Annotated in this window: 17 protein-coding genes; 10 read left to right on the top strand and 7 right to left on the bottom strand. The window is 72.5% G+C overall.

Annotated features, from left to right (window positions below; translation table 11 throughout):
- Nucleotides 1–574 precede the first annotated feature (574 nt).
- The gene (locus K4G59_RS05105) at nt 575–892 is read right to left on the bottom strand and encodes a MazG nucleotide pyrophosphohydrolase domain-containing protein (protein ID WP_231249777.1); all 318 of its coding nucleotides are present in this window, start codon (nt 890–892) and stop codon (nt 575–577) included.
- A gap of 14 nt (nt 893–906) precedes the next feature.
- A complete protein-coding gene (locus K4G59_RS05100; RefSeq protein WP_308189367.1) occupies nt 907–1,263 on the bottom strand; it encodes an HIT family protein in 357 nt (118 codons plus the stop codon).
- Nucleotides 1,264–1,361: 98 nt separating this feature from the next.
- On the opposite strand from K4G59_RS05100, the gene K4G59_RS05095 reads away from it, so the two are divergent.
- Entirely contained in the window at nt 1,362–1,958 is a 597-nt protein-coding gene (locus K4G59_RS05095) for a nucleotidyltransferase domain-containing protein (protein ID WP_231249776.1), read from the top strand.
- Between the two features lies 1 nt (nt 1,959).
- On the opposite strand, the gene K4G59_RS05090 is transcribed toward K4G59_RS05095, so the two are convergent.
- Nucleotides 1,960–3,207: a hypothetical protein gene (locus tag K4G59_RS05090; RefSeq protein ID WP_231249774.1), complete on the bottom strand. Its 1,248-nt coding sequence runs from the start codon at nt 3,205–3,207 to the stop codon at nt 1,960–1,962.
- A 73-nt stretch (nt 3,208–3,280) separates the two neighbouring features.
- Here K4G59_RS05090 and K4G59_RS05085 point away from each other — a divergent pair, with 73 nt between their 5' ends.
- The 4 genes from K4G59_RS05085 to K4G59_RS05070 are packed head-to-tail and all read left to right on the top strand — an operon-like array spanning nt 3,281 to nt 7,509.
- Nucleotides 3,281–4,462 carry a cysteine desulfurase family protein gene (locus K4G59_RS05085; protein ID WP_231249773.1) on the top strand — a complete coding sequence of 394 codons (1,182 nt, stop codon included), beginning with the start codon at nt 3,281–3,283 and terminating at the stop codon, nt 4,460–4,462.
- A 10-nt stretch (nt 4,463–4,472) separates the two neighbouring features.
- Nucleotides 4,473–5,576 carry a tRNA 2-thiouridine(34) synthase MnmA gene (gene mnmA / locus K4G59_RS05080; RefSeq protein WP_231249771.1) on the top strand — a complete coding sequence of 368 codons (1,104 nt, stop codon included), beginning with the start codon at nt 4,473–4,475 and terminating at the stop codon, nt 5,574–5,576.
- A complete protein-coding gene (locus tag K4G59_RS05075) occupies nt 5,573–6,523 on the top strand; it encodes a serine hydrolase domain-containing protein (RefSeq protein ID WP_231249770.1) in 951 nt (316 codons plus the stop codon). The genes mnmA and K4G59_RS05075 overlap by 4 nt, the downstream gene beginning before the upstream one ends.
- Nucleotides 6,520–7,509 (top strand): uroporphyrinogen decarboxylase/cobalamine-independent methonine synthase family protein, encoded by a 990-nt coding sequence (locus K4G59_RS05070; RefSeq protein ID WP_231249769.1) that lies wholly within the window; start codon nt 6,520–6,522, stop codon nt 7,507–7,509. The genes K4G59_RS05075 and K4G59_RS05070 overlap by 4 nt, the downstream gene beginning before the upstream one ends.
- Here K4G59_RS05070 and K4G59_RS05065 read toward each other — a convergent pair whose 3' ends face one another.
- The 4 genes from K4G59_RS05065 to K4G59_RS05050 are packed head-to-tail and all read right to left on the bottom strand — an operon-like array spanning nt 7,510 to nt 11,590.
- Entirely contained in the window at nt 7,510–8,553 is a 1,044-nt protein-coding gene (locus K4G59_RS05065; protein WP_231249768.1) for a hypothetical protein, read from the bottom strand.
- Between the two features lie 54 nt (nt 8,554–8,607).
- Nucleotides 8,608–9,261, bottom strand: coding sequence for an alpha/beta hydrolase (locus K4G59_RS05060; RefSeq protein ID WP_231249766.1), 654 nt, complete (start codon nt 9,259–9,261; stop codon nt 8,608–8,610).
- Nucleotides 9,262–9,311: 50 nt separating this feature from the next.
- Nucleotides 9,312–10,931 carry an MFS transporter gene (locus tag K4G59_RS05055; protein WP_231249765.1) on the bottom strand — a complete coding sequence of 540 codons (1,620 nt, stop codon included), beginning with the start codon at nt 10,929–10,931 and terminating at the stop codon, nt 9,312–9,314.
- 44 nt (nt 10,932–10,975) lie between these two features.
- Nucleotides 10,976–11,590, bottom strand: coding sequence for a TetR/AcrR family transcriptional regulator (locus K4G59_RS05050; protein ID WP_231249763.1), 615 nt, complete (start codon nt 11,588–11,590; stop codon nt 10,976–10,978).
- Between the two features lie 189 nt (nt 11,591–11,779).
- On the opposite strand from K4G59_RS05050, the gene ligA reads away from it, so the two are divergent.
- From ligA to gatB, 5 genes are all read left to right on the top strand, one after another.
- Nucleotides 11,780–13,942: an NAD-dependent DNA ligase LigA gene (gene ligA, locus K4G59_RS05045; RefSeq protein WP_231249761.1), complete on the top strand. Its 2,163-nt coding sequence runs from the start codon at nt 11,780–11,782 to the stop codon at nt 13,940–13,942.
- A 91-nt stretch (nt 13,943–14,033) separates the two neighbouring features.
- Complete coding sequence (locus K4G59_RS19875; RefSeq protein ID WP_269209636.1) at nt 14,034–15,281, top strand: calcium-binding protein; 1,248 nt, start codon at nt 14,034–14,036, stop codon at nt 15,279–15,281.
- A gap of 75 nt (nt 15,282–15,356) precedes the next feature.
- On the top strand, nt 15,357–15,656 hold the full coding sequence (gene gatC, locus K4G59_RS05035; protein WP_207082100.1) for an Asp-tRNA(Asn)/Glu-tRNA(Gln) amidotransferase subunit GatC: 300 nt from the start codon (nt 15,357–15,359) through the stop codon (nt 15,654–15,656).
- Entirely contained in the window at nt 15,656–17,197 is a 1,542-nt protein-coding gene (gatA, locus tag K4G59_RS05030) for an Asp-tRNA(Asn)/Glu-tRNA(Gln) amidotransferase subunit GatA (RefSeq protein WP_231249759.1), read from the top strand. The genes gatC and gatA overlap by 1 nt, the downstream gene beginning before the upstream one ends.
- Nucleotides 17,194–18,702 (top strand): Asp-tRNA(Asn)/Glu-tRNA(Gln) amidotransferase subunit GatB, encoded by a 1,509-nt coding sequence (gene gatB, locus K4G59_RS05025; RefSeq protein WP_231249757.1) that lies wholly within the window; start codon nt 17,194–17,196, stop codon nt 18,700–18,702. The genes gatA and gatB overlap by 4 nt, the downstream gene beginning before the upstream one ends.
- The last annotated feature ends 37 nt before the right edge of the window (nt 18,703–18,739 follow it).

Raw genomic sequence — 18,739 nt, 5'->3', positions numbered from 1 at the left:
TTCGAGGGCTCGGAGAGGAACGCACGCTCATGCCGATGAGCCGTGGTCGTCTCGCTCAGTTGGCACGGGCAGGAGATGTGTCTACCGACAGCCGGTTTCATCGTCGGGACGAAGCCTGTGCTCGATCTCGTAGGCCCACTCGCCGCATACGCCGTCCGGGTCGTGGTCGAAGCCATGCTCTCCCCAGCTGTGACCACACGAGGGGCAGTTGTTCGCGCGCGTCGACGGAGGGGCATCTGAACGCCGCAGCCATCGCAGGATCGAGCCGATCACGGCTCTGATCATGCACGAGAAACGTCCGCTCGCCGCCGCGATGAGTGCGGTGGCTGCGGTGCACCTGATGAACCACAGCCACCGCACAGCTCCACCAGGCCAGCGTCCGGACATGCCGCGCTGAGGGCGGCTACGCTCGCCAGGATCCGCCGCTGCTCCTGGGCGGATCTACCGAGCCGTGGATGCGGGGCCAGAGCGTGTCGTCCTCGAACCCGATCCACGCGACGGAGTCAGGCGACGCTCGCCGAACCGGCTTTTTTCACGGCACGCCGCCAAGCGGCCGGTCCGTCCGTCCCGCCCCTCACGGCATCGAGAGCGACTCCTGCAGCTCGTCCATCGTGCTGGCGAAGGCGCCGGCCAGGTCGACGTCGTACGCGTCGGCGAGCGTCAGCACGCTCCACAGGCAGTCGGCGAGCTCGTGGGCGAGAGCGCCGTCGAGGTCCTCGCGCGGGCGCACGCCGGCCTTGCCCTGCACGAGCTTCGCAAGGTCGCCGACGTCGCCGAGGAAGCCGAGCATGATCTCCTCGGTGGTCCACGAGCGGCCGTAGGTGGCGGCCTCGACCTCGGCGTAGCGTGCGCGGACGGTGCGGGCGCGGTCCTGCATGTGCTGGAAGTCCATGGCGCGATCCTGCCTCAGCCGAAGGTGCGGGGCAGGCCGAGCGCTCCGGCGAGCCGGTCGGCGTACGGCTCTCGCTCCTGCGGTGTCACCCACCGCGTCGAGCGGTGCTGCTCGTAGAGGCGGTCGTCGTCGTGACGCGGGAAGACGTGGACGTGCAGGTGCCACACGTCCTGGTTGCCGGCAGGCTCGTTGTGCTGGCGCGTCGAGCTTCCCTCGCAGTCGTACGCCGACCGCATGGCGACCGCGACCCGCTGGGTCAGGTCCCAGACGGCGTGGCCGACGTCCGTGGGGATGGAGTAGAGGTTCTCGTGGTGGCCGCGGGGGATGACCAGTGCCGCGCCGGGGTTGCCCGGCCACCACTTCGGCGAGATGCGCGCAAAGGCGAGGTCGGTGACGGGCGTCGTAGCCGACGGGCTCGTGGGTGCGCACGCGGCAACCCTGCCACGGCGCCGACCGCTAGCGTCGGTGCGTGGACGACGCGCGGGAGCCCCTGCACCGGACGGCGGAGGAGGTCGCGGAGGACGAGGAGTTCTTCCGCTGGTACGGCCCGTGGGCGCCGCTCGACCCCGACGGGGTGGTGGACTTCATGGCCGGCTTCGACCGTCCGTGGTGGATCGTCGGCGGCTGGGCGATCGAGGCCTTCACCGGTGCCCGGCGCGAGCACGAGGACGTCGACCTGTCCCTGCTGGCCTGCGACATGGCGGCCTTCCGTGAGCACGTCGGCGACCGCTGGCACCTCTGGAGCAACCACGGCGGCACGCTGCGGCCCTTCAACGACCGCCACCCCGAGGTCCTCGACGTACGCAGCCAGGTCTGGGTGTGGACCAGCAAGCGGGACCCCGACCACGTCGCACCCCTCGACGACGTGACCTGGGTGGACGAGGGGGGAGTGCGCTGGCTGAGGCCGGAGGTCACGCTCCTCTACAAGGCCGCGCTGCACCGCCCCAAGGACGACCGCGACCTCGCGGTCGCCTGGCCGCTGCTGGGTTCCGCAGCACAGGGGTGGCTCCGGGACTCGATCCAGCGCCTCTACCCCCAGCACCGGTGGCTGCACCAGATGGCCTGATTCAGGCGGACCGGGCCCAGGCCAGCGCCTGAGTGCTGAGCTGGTCGGTGGACAGGCCGAGCTCGCGCTGCACGACGTCCTCCGACTCCGCCCACGTGGACAACTGCTCAGTCTGGAACGTGCGGACCAGGTCCCACAGCACGCCCTCGCCGCGGGTGCTGGCGAGGTAGTCGCACACGAGGGAGGACAGCGCGTAGCTCACGAGCGGGTCGCGGGTGTAGAAGCGGCGGCTGGGCTCGAGCGCCCGGCCGGAGATGCCGAACAGCTCCTGGGCGGCGATGCGGCGACGGTCGTCGACCGGGAGGACGGAGCGGGCGACGTACTCGGCCGTCCCCTCCACCAGCCACTGGGGCGAACGGTCGTCGGTGGTGCCGAGTGCCACGTGGACCAGCTCGTGGCGGAAGACCCGGCCACGCGCGAGCACGTCGCCGACCACGGTGGGGTTCACCGCGAAGCGGTAGGCCGCGGCCGGACCGCCCGGGCGGGACAGGACCGGGAACGCCACAGCGGCGGTGTCCTCGACCGTCATCGCGCTCATCGCATCGATCGCGGTCACGTCGGAGATGCCGTAGGCCACGAACTTCCCCGACCACTGCGGCAGGTGGCGGCGCACGACGCGGGTCGCCTCGGCGAGGTCGCTCATGACGTAGGAGCCGTGCTCGGCGGTGTCCTCGTCGAAGACCGCGAGGATCCCGCCGGAGCGGCGTACGTCGATGTGGGCGAGGTCCCACGGCGCCGGGGTCCAGCCGGTCTGGGCGTCGATCTGGGAGTTGCGGTCCTCGACGAGGAGCGCGCCGTCGCCGTTGCGCACGAAGGTCCACACCATGCGCTGGGTCACCGGTCGTCGGTCGAAGCCGCGCAACCGCATGGTGAAGTCGACCGGGAGCTGGAGGTCGCCGTCGCCGGCGACCCGCGTCATCACGTCCTCGTCGCCGAGCTCGTAGGACACGTCGGTCACCGGCAGCTGCGCCAGGTTGTCGAACCAGCGCGCCTGCGTCGCGGAGAAGCCGAGCTCGTCGGGGTCGACGGTCGCCAGGAACGCCTCCCGGTCACCGTCGACGAGCGCCCGCTCGCGGGCCTCGACCACGTCGAGCGCGGCGTCGCGCAGCGACTCGTCCATCCCGGCCGGTGCCCCGCTGCTGTCGGGCAGGTCGCGGGGCGAGGGGCCGTCGTCGGCGGGCGGCTGCGCCTGGCAGGCCAGCAGCGGCACGAGCAGCAGGCTGCTCAGCCAGGCCCGGGACATGCGCACCTCGCGAGCCTAGGTGCAGGCGGGGACATCCGAGGCGGGTTCGCGCACGGAGGCCCCGTACGCTTGGCAGGTCATGACCCAGCCGCTCGTCTACCTCGACCACGCCGCGACCACGCCCATGCTGCCGGCCGCGATCGAGGCCGTGACCCGGCACCTGACCGGCGTCGGCAACGCGAGCTCGCTGCACGCCTCGGGGCGCGGGGCGCGACGCATCGTGGAGGAGTCCCGCGAGACGATCGCGGGCGCCATCGGCGCCCGCCCCGGCGACGTCGTCTTCACCTCCGGCGGCACCGAGTCCGACAACCTCGCGCTGAAGGGCATCTTCTGGGCGCGGCGCGAGCAGGACCCGCGCCGCACCCGCATCCTGTCCACGGCGATCGAGCACCACGCCGTCCTCGACCCGCTCGACTGGCTCGCGACCTACGACGATGCCGACGTCGAGCTGCTGCCCGTCACGTCCGAGGGGATCCTCGACGTCGAGGCGTTCCGCGCCTCCATCGCGCGCGACCCGGCGTCCGTGTCGCTCGTGTCGGTGATGTGGGCCAACAACGAGGTCGGCTCGCTCCAGCCGATCGACGAGGTGGTCGCGATCGCGACCGAGCACCAGGTCCCCGTGCACACCGACGCCGTGCAGGCGCTCGGGCAGGTGCCGGTCGACTTCGCGACCTCCGGCGTCGACGCGCTGACCTTCACCGGCCACAAGGTCGGTGGCCCCTACGGCGTGGGCGCGCTCGTCGTACGCCGCGACCTGGCCGTCAGCGCCCTCGTGCACGGCGGCGGGCAGGAGCGCGACATCCGCAGCGGCACCCTCGACGTCCCTGCGATCGCGGGGCTCGCAGCCGCGGTGGAGGAGTCGGTGAAGCACCAGCACGACCACGCCGCCCGCGTCTCCGCACTGCGCGACGACCTGCTGCGCCGGGTGGTGGAGGTCGTCCCCGACGCTCACCTGCACGGCGCGCCGCCCGGCCCGCTCCGGCTGCCGGGCAATGCCCACATCGGCTTCCCGGGCTGCGAGGGCGACTCGCTGCTGATGCTCCTCGACGCGCGCGGCATCGAGTGCTCCACGGGGTCGGCCTGCTCCGCCGGCGTCCCGCAGCCCTCCCACGTGCTGCTCGCGATGGGCTGCGACGACGACCAGGCGCGCCACTCGCTGCGCTTCTCCCTCGGCCACAGCACCACCCCCGCCGACATCGACCGCCTCGTGGAGGCGATCGGCCCCGTCGTGGAGCGCGCGCGGGCCGCCCGGGCCCGATGAGGAGGAACCGATGAGGGTCGTCGCCGCCATGTCCGGCGGGGTGGACTCCGCTGTCGCCGCGGCGCGTGCCGTCGAGGCCGGCCACGACGTCACCGGTGTGCACCTGGCGCTGAGCCGCAACCCCGCGTCGTACCGTTCCGGGGCCCGTGGCTGCTGCACCATCGAGGACAGCAACGACGCGCGCCGCGCAGCCGACGTCATCGGCATCCCGTTCTACGTCTGGGACCTGTCGGAGCGATTCCACGAGGACGTCGTGGAGGACTTCATGGACGAGTACGCCGCCGGGCGCACGCCCAACCCGTGCCTGCGGTGCAACGAGAAGATCAAGTTCGCCGCGGTGCTCGACCGGGCCCTGGCCCTGGGCTTCGACGCGGTGGCGACGGGCCACTACGCCCAGCTGCGCACCGGCGCCGACGGCCTCGTCGAGATGCACCGGGCGACCGACCACGGCAAGGACCAGTCCTACGTCCTCGGCGTGCTCGACCAGCAGCAGCTGCGGCACTCGCTGTTCCCGCTGGGCGACACTGCCAAGCCCCTCGTGCGCGAGGAGGCCGCGCGCCGGGGCCTGCTCGTGGCCGACAAGCCCGACTCCCACGACATCTGCTTCGTCGCCGACGGGGACAACGCCGGCTGGCTGCGCGAGAAGCTCGGTGACCGCGCACCCAACCACGGCGGCGACATCGTCGACGCCACCACCGGCGAGGCCGTCGGCACGCACACCGGCACCTACGGCTTCACCATCGGGCAGCGCCGCGGGCTCCGCCTGGGCACCCCGGCGCCCGACGGCAGGCCCCGCTTCGTGCTCGACATCGAGCCGGTCAGCGGCACCGTGACCGTCGGTCCCCGCGACCGCCTCGCGGTCGACCGCGTCGAGGGCATCCGGCCGCGGTGGTGCGGGACGGTGCCCGAGCGTGTCGAGGGCACCGTGCAGCTGCGCGCCCACGGTGCGGAGCACCGTGCGGTGGTCGTCGTCGAGGGCGACCGCGTCGTCGTCGACCTGATCGACCCCGCCGAGGGCATCGCCCCGGGACAGGCCGTGGTCATCTACGACGGGACCCGGGTCGTCGGCTCGGCCACCATCGCTGCGACCCGCCCCGTCGGGGCCCACGCGTGAGCGCGCTGGGAGAAGAGGCCGGCGAGCTGCTCGGGCCGAAGCACACGACGTACGTCGTCGCGCGGGTCGCTCCCGGCGACACCGAGGTCGACGCGGTCGGTGCGGGCGTCCACGACGACGTCGAGCTCGGATCCGTCTCCAAGGGCGTCACCGGGTTCCTGTGGCGCGACGCCGTCGCCCGCGGCACGCTCGCCGAGGACGCACGACTGGGCGAGCACCTCGCCGTGCCGCAGGCACTGGCGGACATCCGCCTGTCCGCGCTCGCCACCCACACCTCCGGGCTGCCCCGGCTCGCCGGCGGCGACGTGCTACGCCGCACGTGGGCGCTCTGGCGCGCCGGCCGCAACCCCTACCGTGAGGACCTCGCCGGCCTGCTGGCGCAGCTCGACGGAGTGGAGCTCGGCAAGCCCCGGCCGGCCTACTCCAACCTCGGGTTCCAGCTGCTCGGGCACGCGGTCTCCTCCGCCGCCGCGACGCCCTACCCCGACCTCGTCGCCCAGCGGATCGCCGAGCCGCTCGGCCTGGTCGACACCTACGTCCCCCTCGCGCCCGCCCAGCTGCGACCGGGTGCGGTGGCGCCGCGCAACCGCGCAGGTCGCGTGGTCGAGCCGTGGGCCAACGAAGCGATCGCCCCGGCCGGCGGCGTCCGTGCGTCGGCCGCGGACCTGGCGGTGCTGCTGCGCGCGATGCTCGACCGGACGGTCGCAGGTGCCGACGCCCTCGAGCCCAGCACCCCGTTCGGGCGCTCGATGCGGATCGGTGCGGGATGGCTCACCGGACCGATGCTGCGCCGCACCGTCACCTGGCACAACGGCGGGACGGGCGGCTTCCGGTCCTTCGTCGGGATCGACCGCGACCACGGCGTCGGCGTCGCGTTGGTCAGCGCCTCGACCCGCTCCGTCGACGGCGCGGGGGCCCGGCTGCTCGCCGAGGCGGGTGACGCATGAGCACCGCCACCGGCATCGGGTCCATGCCCGGCACGACCAGCGCCGACTTCGCGGAGGCGACGCGGCTCGTGCTCGGCGAGCTGCCCGACCTCCCGCACGTGCCGGAGCTGCCGGGCCGTGGGGTGGGCGCCCAGATGACCGGTCGCGGCCTCGCCGTGGTCGCGGGCCTGGCTGCCGACCTCCAGCCCGCCGGCTGGCGGCTGACCGACGCCAGCGGCGCGGACCACCGACGCGCTCGCTCCCTGCTCGCCCAGGACCTCGACACCGTCGAGGAGCTCGCGCAGGACCACGTCGGCGCCTTCAAGACGCAGGTGGCCGGGCCGTGGACGCTCGCGGCCACCGTCGAGAAGCCGCGTGGCGACAAGGTGCTGAGCGACCACGGCGCCCGCCGCGAGCTCGCCCAGGCGCTGGCCGAGGGGATCGGCGAGCACCTCGCCGACCTGCGTCGGCGCCTGCGCGGTGTCGAGCGCTGGGTCGTGCAGGTCGACGAGCCCGCCCTCGCCGCGGTCGTCCATGCCCAGGTCCCCACCGCCAGCGGCTTCGGGCGTCACCGCAAGGTCGACCTGCCCGAGGCGTCGGCGCACCTCGAGTGGGTCGTCTCCGCGATCACGGCTGCCGGCGCCGAGGCCTGGGTGCACTCCTGCGCGCCGCAGGTGCCGTGGTCGCTGGTCGCCGACACCGGGGTGAGGGGACTGTCGGCCGACCTCGACATGCTCGGTGCGGGCGACCTCGACACCTTCGCGGAGGTCCTCGAGTCGGGGCGTACGGCGGTGCTGGGCGTGGTGCCCTCGACCGAGCGGCCCGCCGACCCGTCGGACGCCCGGGTCACCGAGCGGGTCCAGCGCTGGCTCGACATGCTCGGCCTCGACCCGGAGGTGGTGCGGGAGCGGCTCGTGGTCAGCCCGACCTGCGGGCTCGCGGGCGCGACGCCCGACTGGGCCGCGCGTGCCGTACGCCTCTCGGCGACGGTCGCCCGCAACCTCTGATCAGTCGAACGGCGTGACGGCGACCCGCGCGGGCACCCGGGCAGGCAGGTCGTGCGCGCGAGCTGCCTGGCGGATCGCGGTGCCGGTGACCAGCGCGGTGCTCGGGGCCTGCGCGAAGTTGTAGCCCCGGTCGAACTGCCACACCGACAGGCAGACCGGCCCTGCCGGCAGCAGCTGGAGGGCCTCGGTGGCTGTTCCCCCGACCGGGACGTCGCCCCAGAGGCCCACCCCGACCAGGGTGCTGTCGTCGCCCGGCACCGCGGTGCAGGCGTTCGGCGTGGCGTGGACCTCGAAGCCGGGCTCGCCGTAGGCCCAGGTGCCCAGCCAGTCGGGCACGGCCGGCTCCGGGGCGCGGGTCACCGTCGCGGTGGTCCAGCCGCCGGGCTCGGCGACGGCTGCCACCGCCCCGGTCGCCGGGATCCGCGCGACCGCGTCGCACCAGGCGGGGTCGCGGACCTCAGGCCTGCCGCCGTAGATCCGCTTCGCCCTCCTGAGGTCGACCTTCTCCAGCAGCCGGCACCGCCAGCGTCCGGGCTTGGCCTCGTCGACGCTGTTGCCCAGGCACAGGGTCGGCGCGACGCCGTTGGTGTGCGAGGTGTTCATCAGCGAGCAGCCGGACATGATGTGGTCGAGGCCGAGCACGTGCCCGAGCTCGTGGGCCATGACGATCGTCTGGCCCGGCCACGCGCAGCTCTGACCGTCCGCGGCGGTGCCGTGGAGGATGCCGATCTCGGCCCTGCGACCGGGACCGGGGTAGCCGAGGGTGCCGTAGCCGGTGCCGCAGCCGCCGAGGACCCGCCTGGTGTTGCGGATGACGAGGCGGGCCTTGCGGACGCTCCCCACCTTCACGAAGCGCACGTTGATCCCGCTGGTGTTCCACGCCCGTACGGCCGCCTTCACCGCGTCGGGGTCCAGGGTCCGGTCGACGTAGGTGATGCGTCCCTTCGGCCACTTGCGAGGCGCCGCGTCGGCGCTGGCTGCCAGCCCGACCGTCAGCGCGAGCGCGGCCAGCAGCGCGATGAGGACTCGACCTGCTCGTGTCATGGCGACCCCCGGGTCTGGGCGGCTGGTGCCGCTGTTCGGCAGCCTAGGCCTGTCTCAGCGCTCCGGGGAAGGGAGCTCGGGGGAAGGGACGTGACTGCTGAGCACCTCGAGCGAGGCCCCGACCGCCCAGTCGTGCCAGCGGCGCGAGCCGGTGAGCATGTAGTGGCCCAGGGCACCCATGTCGTGGAGGTTGGCCGTGTCGGCGACGGAACGCGCCCGCTCGACGTAGCGGGCGGTCTCCCGGAAGGACGTGATGCGGTCGCGGCGGCCGTGAGCGGCCCTGAGCGTGCGCCCCGCGAGCGCGTCGACCGGGTCCTCCGCCGACCACCACGGTGCCAGGCCCACGACGCCCACCACGGACGGGTCGTCGGCGACGTGCACGGCGACCCGTGCGCCCATCGAGTGACCCAGCAGCACGACCGGGACCTCGCCGTGCGCGTCGCGCACCGCGTCGAGCGCCCATCGGGCGTCGGCCGCCCGGTCGACGCCGCCGTTCCACCCCCGCTGGCGGTAGCGCACCAGCCACACGCCCGTGCCCGCCTCGTGCGCCCGGTCGGCGATCTCACGCTGCAGCCACAGCGCCCGGCGCCACGACGCGCTGCGCCTGTCGATCGTCTGCGCCGAGCGCGGCTTCCCGCCGTGGAGCACCAGGATCATCGCGCGGGCGCGTCCGTGGGCGTCGTACGTCGTCAGGTGCGGGTCGGTCACGACTCTCCTTCGGTGCGGTGGCGGGTTCGGATGGGCGGGCCGGGCACGGCTCAGTGGACGCCGACGCCGTCCGGGGCAGCCTCCGTGGCGAGCTCCTCGTGCTTGACGTCGAGGAACAGCCACACGATCGCCGAGGCGGCGAGCATCATCAGGGCGCCGACGAAGAAGGCCATCGTCGCGCCCTCGGTGAACGCGCCCAGCGAGGCCAGCTGGCCGAGCGCGGCGGGGTCGAGGTCCGGCGCGGCCGCAGCGATCGACGGTGCGATGTCGTCGGCGCGGGTCTGGGCGAAGTGCAGTGACACCGTGCTCAGGGTCGCCAGGCCTAGCGCGCCGCCGACCTGCTGCATCGTGTTCAGCACGCCGGAGCCGATCCCGGTGTCCTGGGCGCGGAGGTGGTGCACCGCGACCAGGGTCAGCGGCACGAAGTTGAGCCCCATGCCGAGGGCCATCAGCACGATGAACGGCAGGATCTGGGTCCAGTAGCTGACGCCGTCGCCCAGGGCCACGCCCTGGCCGCCGAGGGCGGTCGGCATCGACGCGAGGATCGACGACGGGTCCTCGGGGACGGTGATCCGGCTGAAGCCGTAGAGGGCCGCACCCGAGAGCAGGGTGCCGACGCCGGAGAGGTAGCGCGGGTCGACGAAGCCGATCAGCTTGGAGGCGGCGGTGGCCGAGATGATCATCGCGATCGAGAAGGGCAGGAACGCCACGCCCGTCTGGAGCGGGGTGTAGCCCACGACGAGTTGGATGAAGAGGGAGAGGAAGAAGAACATCGCGAACATCGCGGCCGGGACGATCATCATCACGGCGAACGCGGCGGCGCGGTTCTTGCTCCTGAAGATCCGGAACGGCATGAGTGGGTGCTCGGCCCGCGACTCGACCAGCAGGAACAGCCCGAGCAGCGCGACGCCCACGACGAGGCTGGCGACGGTGGTGGTGTCGTCCCAGCCGTAGCGCTCGTCGCCGGCCCGCGACAGGCCGTAGACGATGGCGAGCAGGCCGCCGGTGCCGGTGATGGCGCCGGGGACGTCCAGCCACCCGGTGTGCCGCTCTGACTCGTCGAAGAAGCGCGGCGCGAAGAACGCGGCGGCCAGGCCGATCGGCACGACGATGAGGAAGGTGTAACGCCAGCCCTCGAGGCCGAGGATCGGCTGGAGACCGGTCAGCCAGCCACCGAGGATCAGGCCGACGGCGGCACCGACGCCCGCCATGGCGGCGTACACGGCGAAGGCGCGGTTGCGCTCGCGGCCTGCGGGGAACGTCGTGGTGATCAGGGCGAGCGCGGCGGGGGAGGCCATCGCGGCGCCGAGGCCCTGGAGGGCTCGCGCCGACAGCAGCATGACCTCGTTGTAGGCGAAGCCGCCGACCAGCGAGGCGACCGCGAAGACCAGGACACCGACGATGAAGATGCGACGGCGGCCGTAGAGGTCGGCCAGGCGCCCGCCGAGCAGCAGGAAGCCGCCGAAGGTGAGGGCGTAGCCGGTGACGATCCACGACAGGTTGGCCTGGTCGATGTCGAGGTCGGCGCCGATGAAGGGGAGCGCGATGTTGGCGATGGTGGAGTCGAGCACCACCATCAGCTGGGCGAGCGAGATGAGCACGAGCGCCCAGCGCAGGCGCTTGTGCTGCTCGGGAGTCACCTCGTCGGCAACAGGAGCGAGGTCGGTCATGGGGAGTCCTTCGGGGCAGGTCGGGTACGAGTGCAGCAGCGAGGTCAGGCAGTGGGGCGCGGCGCGTGCGCCGGGCCGTGGAGCGCGGCAGGGAGGATGACCTCGTCGAGCACGCGGCCCACCAGGTCGGGGGTCACCGCCTCGCCGAGGAGGAACGCGCGGTGCAGCACGATGCCCGCCAAGGAGGGGGCGAGGACGTCGAGGTCGACGTCCGGGTGGACCTCACCACGAACGCGGGCGCGGTCGTAGATCGCGCGGGAGACCGCGATCTTGGGGCCGATGAAGTCGCGCCGGTAGACCTCGGCGAACTCGGGGTCGCGGCCCATCGCGACCACGACCGCGGACAGCACGGACTTCGCGAGCGGGTCGTTGAGGCCCCCGCTGCCGCAGTAGGCGGCGAGCAGGTCGCCACGGAGGCTCCCGGTGTCCGGCACGACGGTCTCGCCCTTGTGGGCCATGATCGCCGCCACGACGAGCTCGGGCTTGCCCTTCCACCGGCGGTAGAGCGTGGCCTTCGACGCCTTCGCGCGGGCGGCGACCGCGTCCATGGTGAGCAGGTCGTAGCCGACCTCGTCGAGGACCGCGAGGGTCGCCTCGAAGATCTCCAGCGCGCGCTCGCCCTCGACCCGGGGTCGGGTGCCGGTCTCGGCTGGGGTCACGCGGTCCTCCGTGGAGGTGATGGATGAAACGGAACGGTTCCGTTTCGCTCCAACTGCGCCGTCGACCGGTCCATTCCCGATGGAACACCTCAGCTACATCCGGTCCAGACCACGGTCCAGTCCACGGTCCGGACCCCATGCGGTCCGAGCCGCGGCGGGGGTGTCGGAAGGGACCGGCAGACTGTGCCCATGAGCACGTCCGACGCAGCCGACCGCGACGCCGGTGTCGCCTCCGCTCCTCCCGAGGCGCGCGAGCGCCACCGCGAGCTCAGCGAGCAGGTCGACGACGCCCGCTGGCGCTACTACGTCCTCGACGACCCGACGCTGTCCGACGCCGACTTCGACGCCCGCCTGCGTGGGCTCGAGGCGCTCGAGGACGACTACCCCGAGCTGCGCACCCCCGACTCGCCCACCCAGAAGGTCGGGGGAGCGGTCTCGACGGAGTTCACCGCGGTCGACCACCTCCAGCGCATGGAGTCCCTCGACAACGCCTTCTCCTTCGACGAGCTGGCCGCCTGGCACGCCCGCATCCTGCGCGAGGGCATCGACGCCCCGGCGCTGCTGTGCGAGCTCAAGGTCGATGGCCTCGCGATCAACCTCCTCTACGAGCAGGGTCGCCTCGTGCGTGCGCTGACCCGCGGCGACGGACGTACGGGCGAGGACGTGACGCCCAACGTCAAGACGATCGCGTCGGTGCCGCACCGCCTCACCGGCACCGACGAGCACCCCGTGCCGGCGCTCGTCGAGGTCAGGGGAGAGGTCTTCCTGCCCACCGCCGCCTTCGAGCGGCTCAACGCCTCCATGGTCGAGGCGGGCAAGCCGATGTTCGCCAACCCCCGCAACGCCGCTGCAGGTTCGCTGCGCCAGAAGGACCCGCGCGTCACCGCGACGCGCGACCTCGGCATGGTCTGCCACGGGATCGGTGCGCGCGAGGGCTTCGAGCCGACGTCGCAGAGCACGGCGTACGACGCCCTCGAGGCCTGGGGCCTGCCGACCTCCGACCAGGTCAGGGTGGTCGCCTCGCTGGCGGAGGTGGAGGAGTTCATCACCCACGTCGGCGAGCACCGCCACACCATCGTCGGCCACGAGATCGACGGGCTCGTGGTGAAGGTCGACGACATGTCGCTGCAGCGTCGGCTCGGGTCCACGAGCCGGGCGCCGCGGTGGGCGATCGCCTTCAAGTACCCGCCCGAGGAGGTCAACACGCTCCTTCGCTCGATCGAGGTCAACGTCGGCCGCACCGGGCGTGTCACCCCCTACGGCGTCATGGAGCCCACCAAGGTCGCGGGCTCCACGGTCGAGAACGCGACCCTCCACAACGCCCACGAGGTCAAGCGCAAGGACGTGCGTCCCGGCGACACCGTCATCCTGCGCAAGGCGGGTGACGTGATCCCCGAGATCCTCGGACCGGTGCTGGCGCTGCGCCCCCAGGGCCTGAAGCCCTGGCGGATGCCGACGAGATGCCCCGCCTGCCGCACGCCGCTGGCCCAGCAGAAGGAGGGCGACAAGGACCTGCGCTGCGCCAACCACGAGAAGTGCCCGGCCCAGGTGCGCGAGCGGGTCTTCCACGTCGCGGGCCGGGGTGCCTTCGACATCGAGGGCCTCGGCTACGAGGCAGCGGTCGCGCTGCTCGACGCCGGCGTGATCACCAACGAGGGCGACCTGTTCGACCTCGACGAGGCAGCCCTGCTGCGGGCGCCGCTGTTCACCCGGGCGCCGAAGAAGGGCGAGGAGGGACCGCAGCTCTCGGCCAACGGCGTGCGCCTGCTGGCCAACCTCCGCGACCGCAGGGCCGCCGTGCCGCTGTGGCGCGTGCTGGTGGCGCTCTCGATCCGCCACGTCGGACCGACCGCAGCGCGGGCGCTGGCCACCGAGTTCGGGTCGATGACCGCGATCCGAGAGGCCTCGGAGGAGGCGCTGGCGGCGACCGACGGGGTCGGACCGACCATCGCCGCCTCGGTGCGGGAGTGGTTCCACGGCACGAGCCTCGGCGACGCCGAGTCCGAGGAGGTGGGCGACAACGCCGACTGGCACAACGCGATCGTCGACGCCTGGGCCGCCGCGGGCGTCTCGATGGCCGACGAGCGCGACGAGTCCGTGCCCCGCACGCTCGAGGGCCTGACCGTCGTCGCCACCGGCTCGCTCCAGCACTACACGCGCGACTCGGTCAAGGAGGCGATCATCAGCCGCGGCGGCAAGGCAGCCGGATCGGTGTCGAAGAAGACCGACTACGTCGTGGTCGGTGAGAACGCCGGGTCCAAGGCCGACAAGGCCGAACAGCTCGGGATCCCGGTGCTCGACGAGGACCAGTTCACCGTGCTGCTGGAGAAGGGACCCGCGGGCCTGGAGTGACCCCGGGCCCGGATCCGGGGGTCGGGCGAGGTTTGGGATGCACCGTTCGTGGTCAGGAGACCCTGAAAGGATCCAAGCCCTGGGAGTCAGCATGCGCATCGTCCGATCACTCGTCCCGGCCCTCGTCGCCACGGCCGGCCTCGCCGCACCGCTCGCCGTCGTGCCGACCGCGCAGGCGGCGGCCCCCACCTGCGCCGGGCTGAGGGCGACCATCGTGGGCAACGACAAGGCCAACGTCATCACCGGCACGGCGCGCCGCGACGTGATCGTCGCCCGCGGCGGCAACGACACCATCCGCGGGCTCGGGGGCAACGACGTGATCTGCGCCGGTGAGGGCGCGGACACCGTCAACGGGGGCGACGGCGACGACCGTCTCTTCGGTGAGACCGACTCCCTGCGCATCGACCGGTTCGGTCGGGTGCTGAAGAAGGGCGACACGATCATCGGCGGCGCCGGCGACGACACCATCGACCTCGGCCACGACCCGCGTGCCGCCTCCGAGGGCACCCGAGTGGTCCTCGACGGAGTCTCGTACGCCGACGCTCCCGCGCCGGTGGTGGTCGACTTCCGCGCCGCCGCCACCGTCCCGGTCGCGGCCGACGGCAACGACACCGTCACCGGCTTCAGCGGCGGCGTGCGTGTCATCGGGACTGCGCTCGGTGACACGATCAAGGGCACCAACTCCGCCGACGCGATCTTCGTCCGCGGCGGCGACGACACCGTCTTCGGCCGTGGCGGCGACGACACGATCGTGGCCGACGCCTCCGGGGCCGCCGGCAACGACCGCCTCTACGGCGACGCCGGCGACGACGACCTCAGCGGCACGCTCGGCAACGACCAGCTCGTCGGCGGCAGCGGGAACGACACGCTCACCTCGGCGTCCGAGCTGCACCAGGTGATGCGGGGCGGGAGCGGCCTCGACACGATCACCTTCCCGATCCCGGCGGAGTCCGGCTTCATCGCCAAGGGCTACGGCGGCCAGGACAAGCTGCGCCTGCTGCCCAGCTCGAACCTCGCGATCAAGCCCACGGTGCGCATCGACCAGATGAGGAAGACCACCATCCGCGACCTGCCCTCCACGATCGAGGGAGTCATCAACGGCTTCAGCGACGTGGTCCTGCCGGCGCGGGCGCTGTCGATCTTCAAGGGCAGCAACGAGTCCGAGGTCGTCACCGCGCACCCCGACTACCGCGCGATGATCTACGGCCGCGGCGGAGCCGACGTGCTCACCGGTTCCGACGAGCCGGACCGTCTCGAGGGCGGCAGAGGCTTCGACATCGTCCGTGGCCGGGGCGGCAACGACACCTGCAGGTCCGCCGAGAAGCGCTCCAGCTGCTGATCGGCGCCGGTTCGCCCGGGTCCCCACGGGAGACCCGGGCGGAGCCGCGCCGCGAACCTCCCTAGGATTGGCCCCATGCCCGAGATCACTCGCGAGGAGGTGGCCCACCTGGCCACCCTCGCCCGCATCGACCTCTCCGACGCCGAGCTCGACCACCTGGCGCCCCAGCTGAGCGTCATCCTCGAGTCCGTCGCCTCCATCAACGGGGTCGCCGGGGACGACGTGCCGCCCACCTCGCACGCGATCCCGCTGACCAACGTCTTCCGCGAGGACGTCGTCGTGCCCGGCCTCAGCGCCGAGGAAGCGCTCTCCGGCGCACCGGCCGTGGAGGAGCAGCGCTTCTCGGTCCCGCGGATCCTGGGCGAGGAGGCCTGATGAGCACCCACGACAGGACCCGGTCGACGGCCGCCGAGCTGGTCGAGGAGCTGGCCGCCGGAACCGTGACCTCGGTCGAGCTGACCGAGGCGCACCTCGACCGCATCGACGCCGTGGACGGCGCGGTGCACGCCTTCCTCCACGTCGACCGCGACGGCGCGCTGCTCCAGGCCGCTGCCTCCGACGAGCGTCGTGAGCGCGACGAGGCCCGCGGTCCGCTCGACGGCGTACCGATCGCCGTCAAGGACGTGCTGACCACCCGTGGCCTGCCGACCACCTGCGGCTCGAAGATCCTCGAGGGCTGGATCCCGCCCTACGACGCCACCGTCGTAGAGCGCCTGCGCGCGGCGGGCCTGCCGATCCTCGGCAAGACCAACATGGACGAGTTCGCCATGGGCTCCTCCACCGAGCACTCCGCCTACGGCCCTACCCGCAACCCGTGGGACCTCGACCGCATCCCGGGTGGGTCCGGCGGCGGTTCCGCGGCTGCCGTGGCTGCCTTCGAGGCGCCGCTGGCCGTCGGCACCGACACCGGCGGCTCCATCCGCCAGCCGGGTGCCGTCACCGGCACCGTCGGCGTGAAGCCGACCTACGGCGGTGTGTCGCGCTACGGCCTCGTCGCGCTGGCCAACAGCCTCGACCAGGCGGGCCCGGTCACCCGGACCGTCCTCGACGCCGCGATGCTGCACGACGTCATCGGCGGGCACGACCTGCGCGACTCCACCTCGATCAAGACCGAGTGGCCCTCCTTCACCGAGGCCGCGCGCCACGGTGCCACCGGCGACATGACCGGGGTCAAGGTCGGGGTCATCACCGAGCTGGCCGGCGACGGCTGGCAGGCCGGGGTGATGAACCGCTTCAACGAGTCGGTCGAGCTCCTCGTGCAGGCCGGAGCCGAGGTGGTCGAGGTCTCGTGCCCGTCCTTCGTGCACGCCCTCGCCGCCTACTACCTCATCCTCCCGGCCGAGGCGTCGAGCAACCTCGCGAAGTTCGACGCGATGCGCTTCGGCCTGCGGGTCACGCCCGAGGGCAACCCCAGCGCCGAGGAGGTCATGCGCGCCACCCGCGACGCCGGCTTCGGCGACGAGGTCAAGCGACGCATCATCCTCGGCACCTACGCGCTGTCCAGCGGCTACTACGACGCCTACTACGGCCAGGCGCAGAAGATCCGCACGCTGATCAGCCGCGACTTCGACGCCGCCTTCGCGCAGGTCGACGTCCTGGTCTCACCGACCGCACCCACCGCGGCCTTCCGGATCGGCGAGAAGCTCGACGACCCGATGGCGATGTACCTCAACGACCTCGCCACCATCCCCGCCAACCTCGCCGGCGTGCCGGGCATCTCGGTGCCCAGCGGGCTCGTCGACGAGGAGCCGCTCCCGGCCGGCTTCCAGGTGCTCGCGCCCGCGCTCGCCGACGACCGCGTCTACCGCGTCGGTGCTGCGCTGGAGAAGCTGCTGACCGACAAGTGGGGCGGACCGCTGCTCGACCGGGCGCCCGCCCTCGACACGTTGCCCGAGACGAAGGAGGTCGTGCGATGACCGAGAACCTGATGTCCTTCGAGGACGTGCTGGCGGCGTACGACCCGGCGCTGGGCCTGGAGGTCCACGTCGAGCTCAACACCGCCTCGAAGATGTTCTGCGGCTGCCCGGCGACGTTCGGCGGCGAGCCCAACGCGGGCGTGTGCCCGACCTGCCTGGGCCTGCCGGGAGCGATGCCGGTGGTGAATGCGAAGGCCGTCGAGTCGGCGATCCGGATCGGCCTCGCGCTGCACTGCGACATCGCCGAGTGGTGCCGCTTCGCGCGGAAGAACTACTTCTACCCGGACATGCCGAAGAACTTCCAGACCTCGCAGTACGACGAGCCGATCTGCTTCGACGGCTGGATGGACGTCGACCTGTCGACCGACGACGGCGGGACCGAGACGTTCCGCGTCGAGATCGAGCGCGCCCACATGGAGGAGGACACCGGCAAGTCGCTGCACGTGGGCGGGTCCACCGGTCGCATCCACGGCGCCGACTACTCCCTCGTCGACTACAACCGCGCCGGCATCCCGCTCATCGAGATCGTCACCCGCCCGATCACGGGTGCGGGCGAGCGCGCACCCGAGGTCGCCAAGGCGTACGTCGCCCAGCTGCGCGAGCTCATCGTGGCGCTCGGTGTCTCCGAGGCCCGGATGGACCAGGGCAACCTGCGAGCCGACGTGAACCTGTCGCTGGCCCCCAAGGGCAGCGGCACCCTCGGCACGCGCACCGAGACCAAGAACGTCAACTCGTTCCGGTCCGTGGAGCGCGCCGTGCGCTACGAGATGCAGCGCCACGGCGCGATCCTCAGCGGCGGCGGCACGATCCTGCAGGAGACCCGTCACTGGCACGAGGACACCGGCATCACCACGAGCGGGCGCGAGAAGTCCGACGCGGAGGACTACCGCTACTTCCCCGAGCCCGACCTCGTGCCGGTCGCCCCGAGCCGCGAGTGGGTCGAGGAGCTGCGCGGCACGCTGCCGGAGAACCCGACGACCCGCCGGGCCCGGCTGCAGGCCGAGTGGGGCTTCAGCGACATGGAGATGCGCGACACCGTCGGCGCCGGTGCGCTCGGGCTGGTCGAGCAGACCATCGCCGAGGGCGCGGCCCCGCAGGCCGCACGCAAGTGGTGGCTCGGCGAGCTGGCCCGCCGCAGCAACGAGGACGGCGTCGACATCGTCGACCTCCCCATCACCCCCGCCCAGGTCGCCCGCATCCAGGCGCTGGTCGACGAGAAGGTCGTCAACGACAAGCTCGCCCGCCAGGTCTTCGAGGGCGTGCTGGCCGGTGAGGGCACTCCCGACGAGGTCGTCGAGAAGCGCGGCCTCGCCGTGGTCTCCGACGACGGCGCCCTGGGAGCAGCGGTCGACGACGCGATCGCGGCCAACCCCGACGTCGCCGACAAGATCCGCGACGGCAAGCACGCGGCCGCCGGTGCGCTCATCGGTGCGGTGATGAAGCAGATGCGCGGGCAGGCCGACGCGGGCCGGGTGCGTGAGCTGATCCTGGAGAAGCTGGGCTGAGCCGACCCCCCGGGGAACCTCCCGATCTGTCTAGACA

Origin of the sequence: Nocardioides furvisabuli (assembly GCF_021083185.1) — a bacterium.
Taxonomy (GTDB): Bacteria; Actinomycetota; Actinomycetes; order Propionibacteriales; family Nocardioidaceae; genus Nocardioides; species Nocardioides furvisabuli.
Note: the sequence above shows the minus strand (reverse complement) of the source record. Positions and strands in the feature narration are given on the sequence as shown.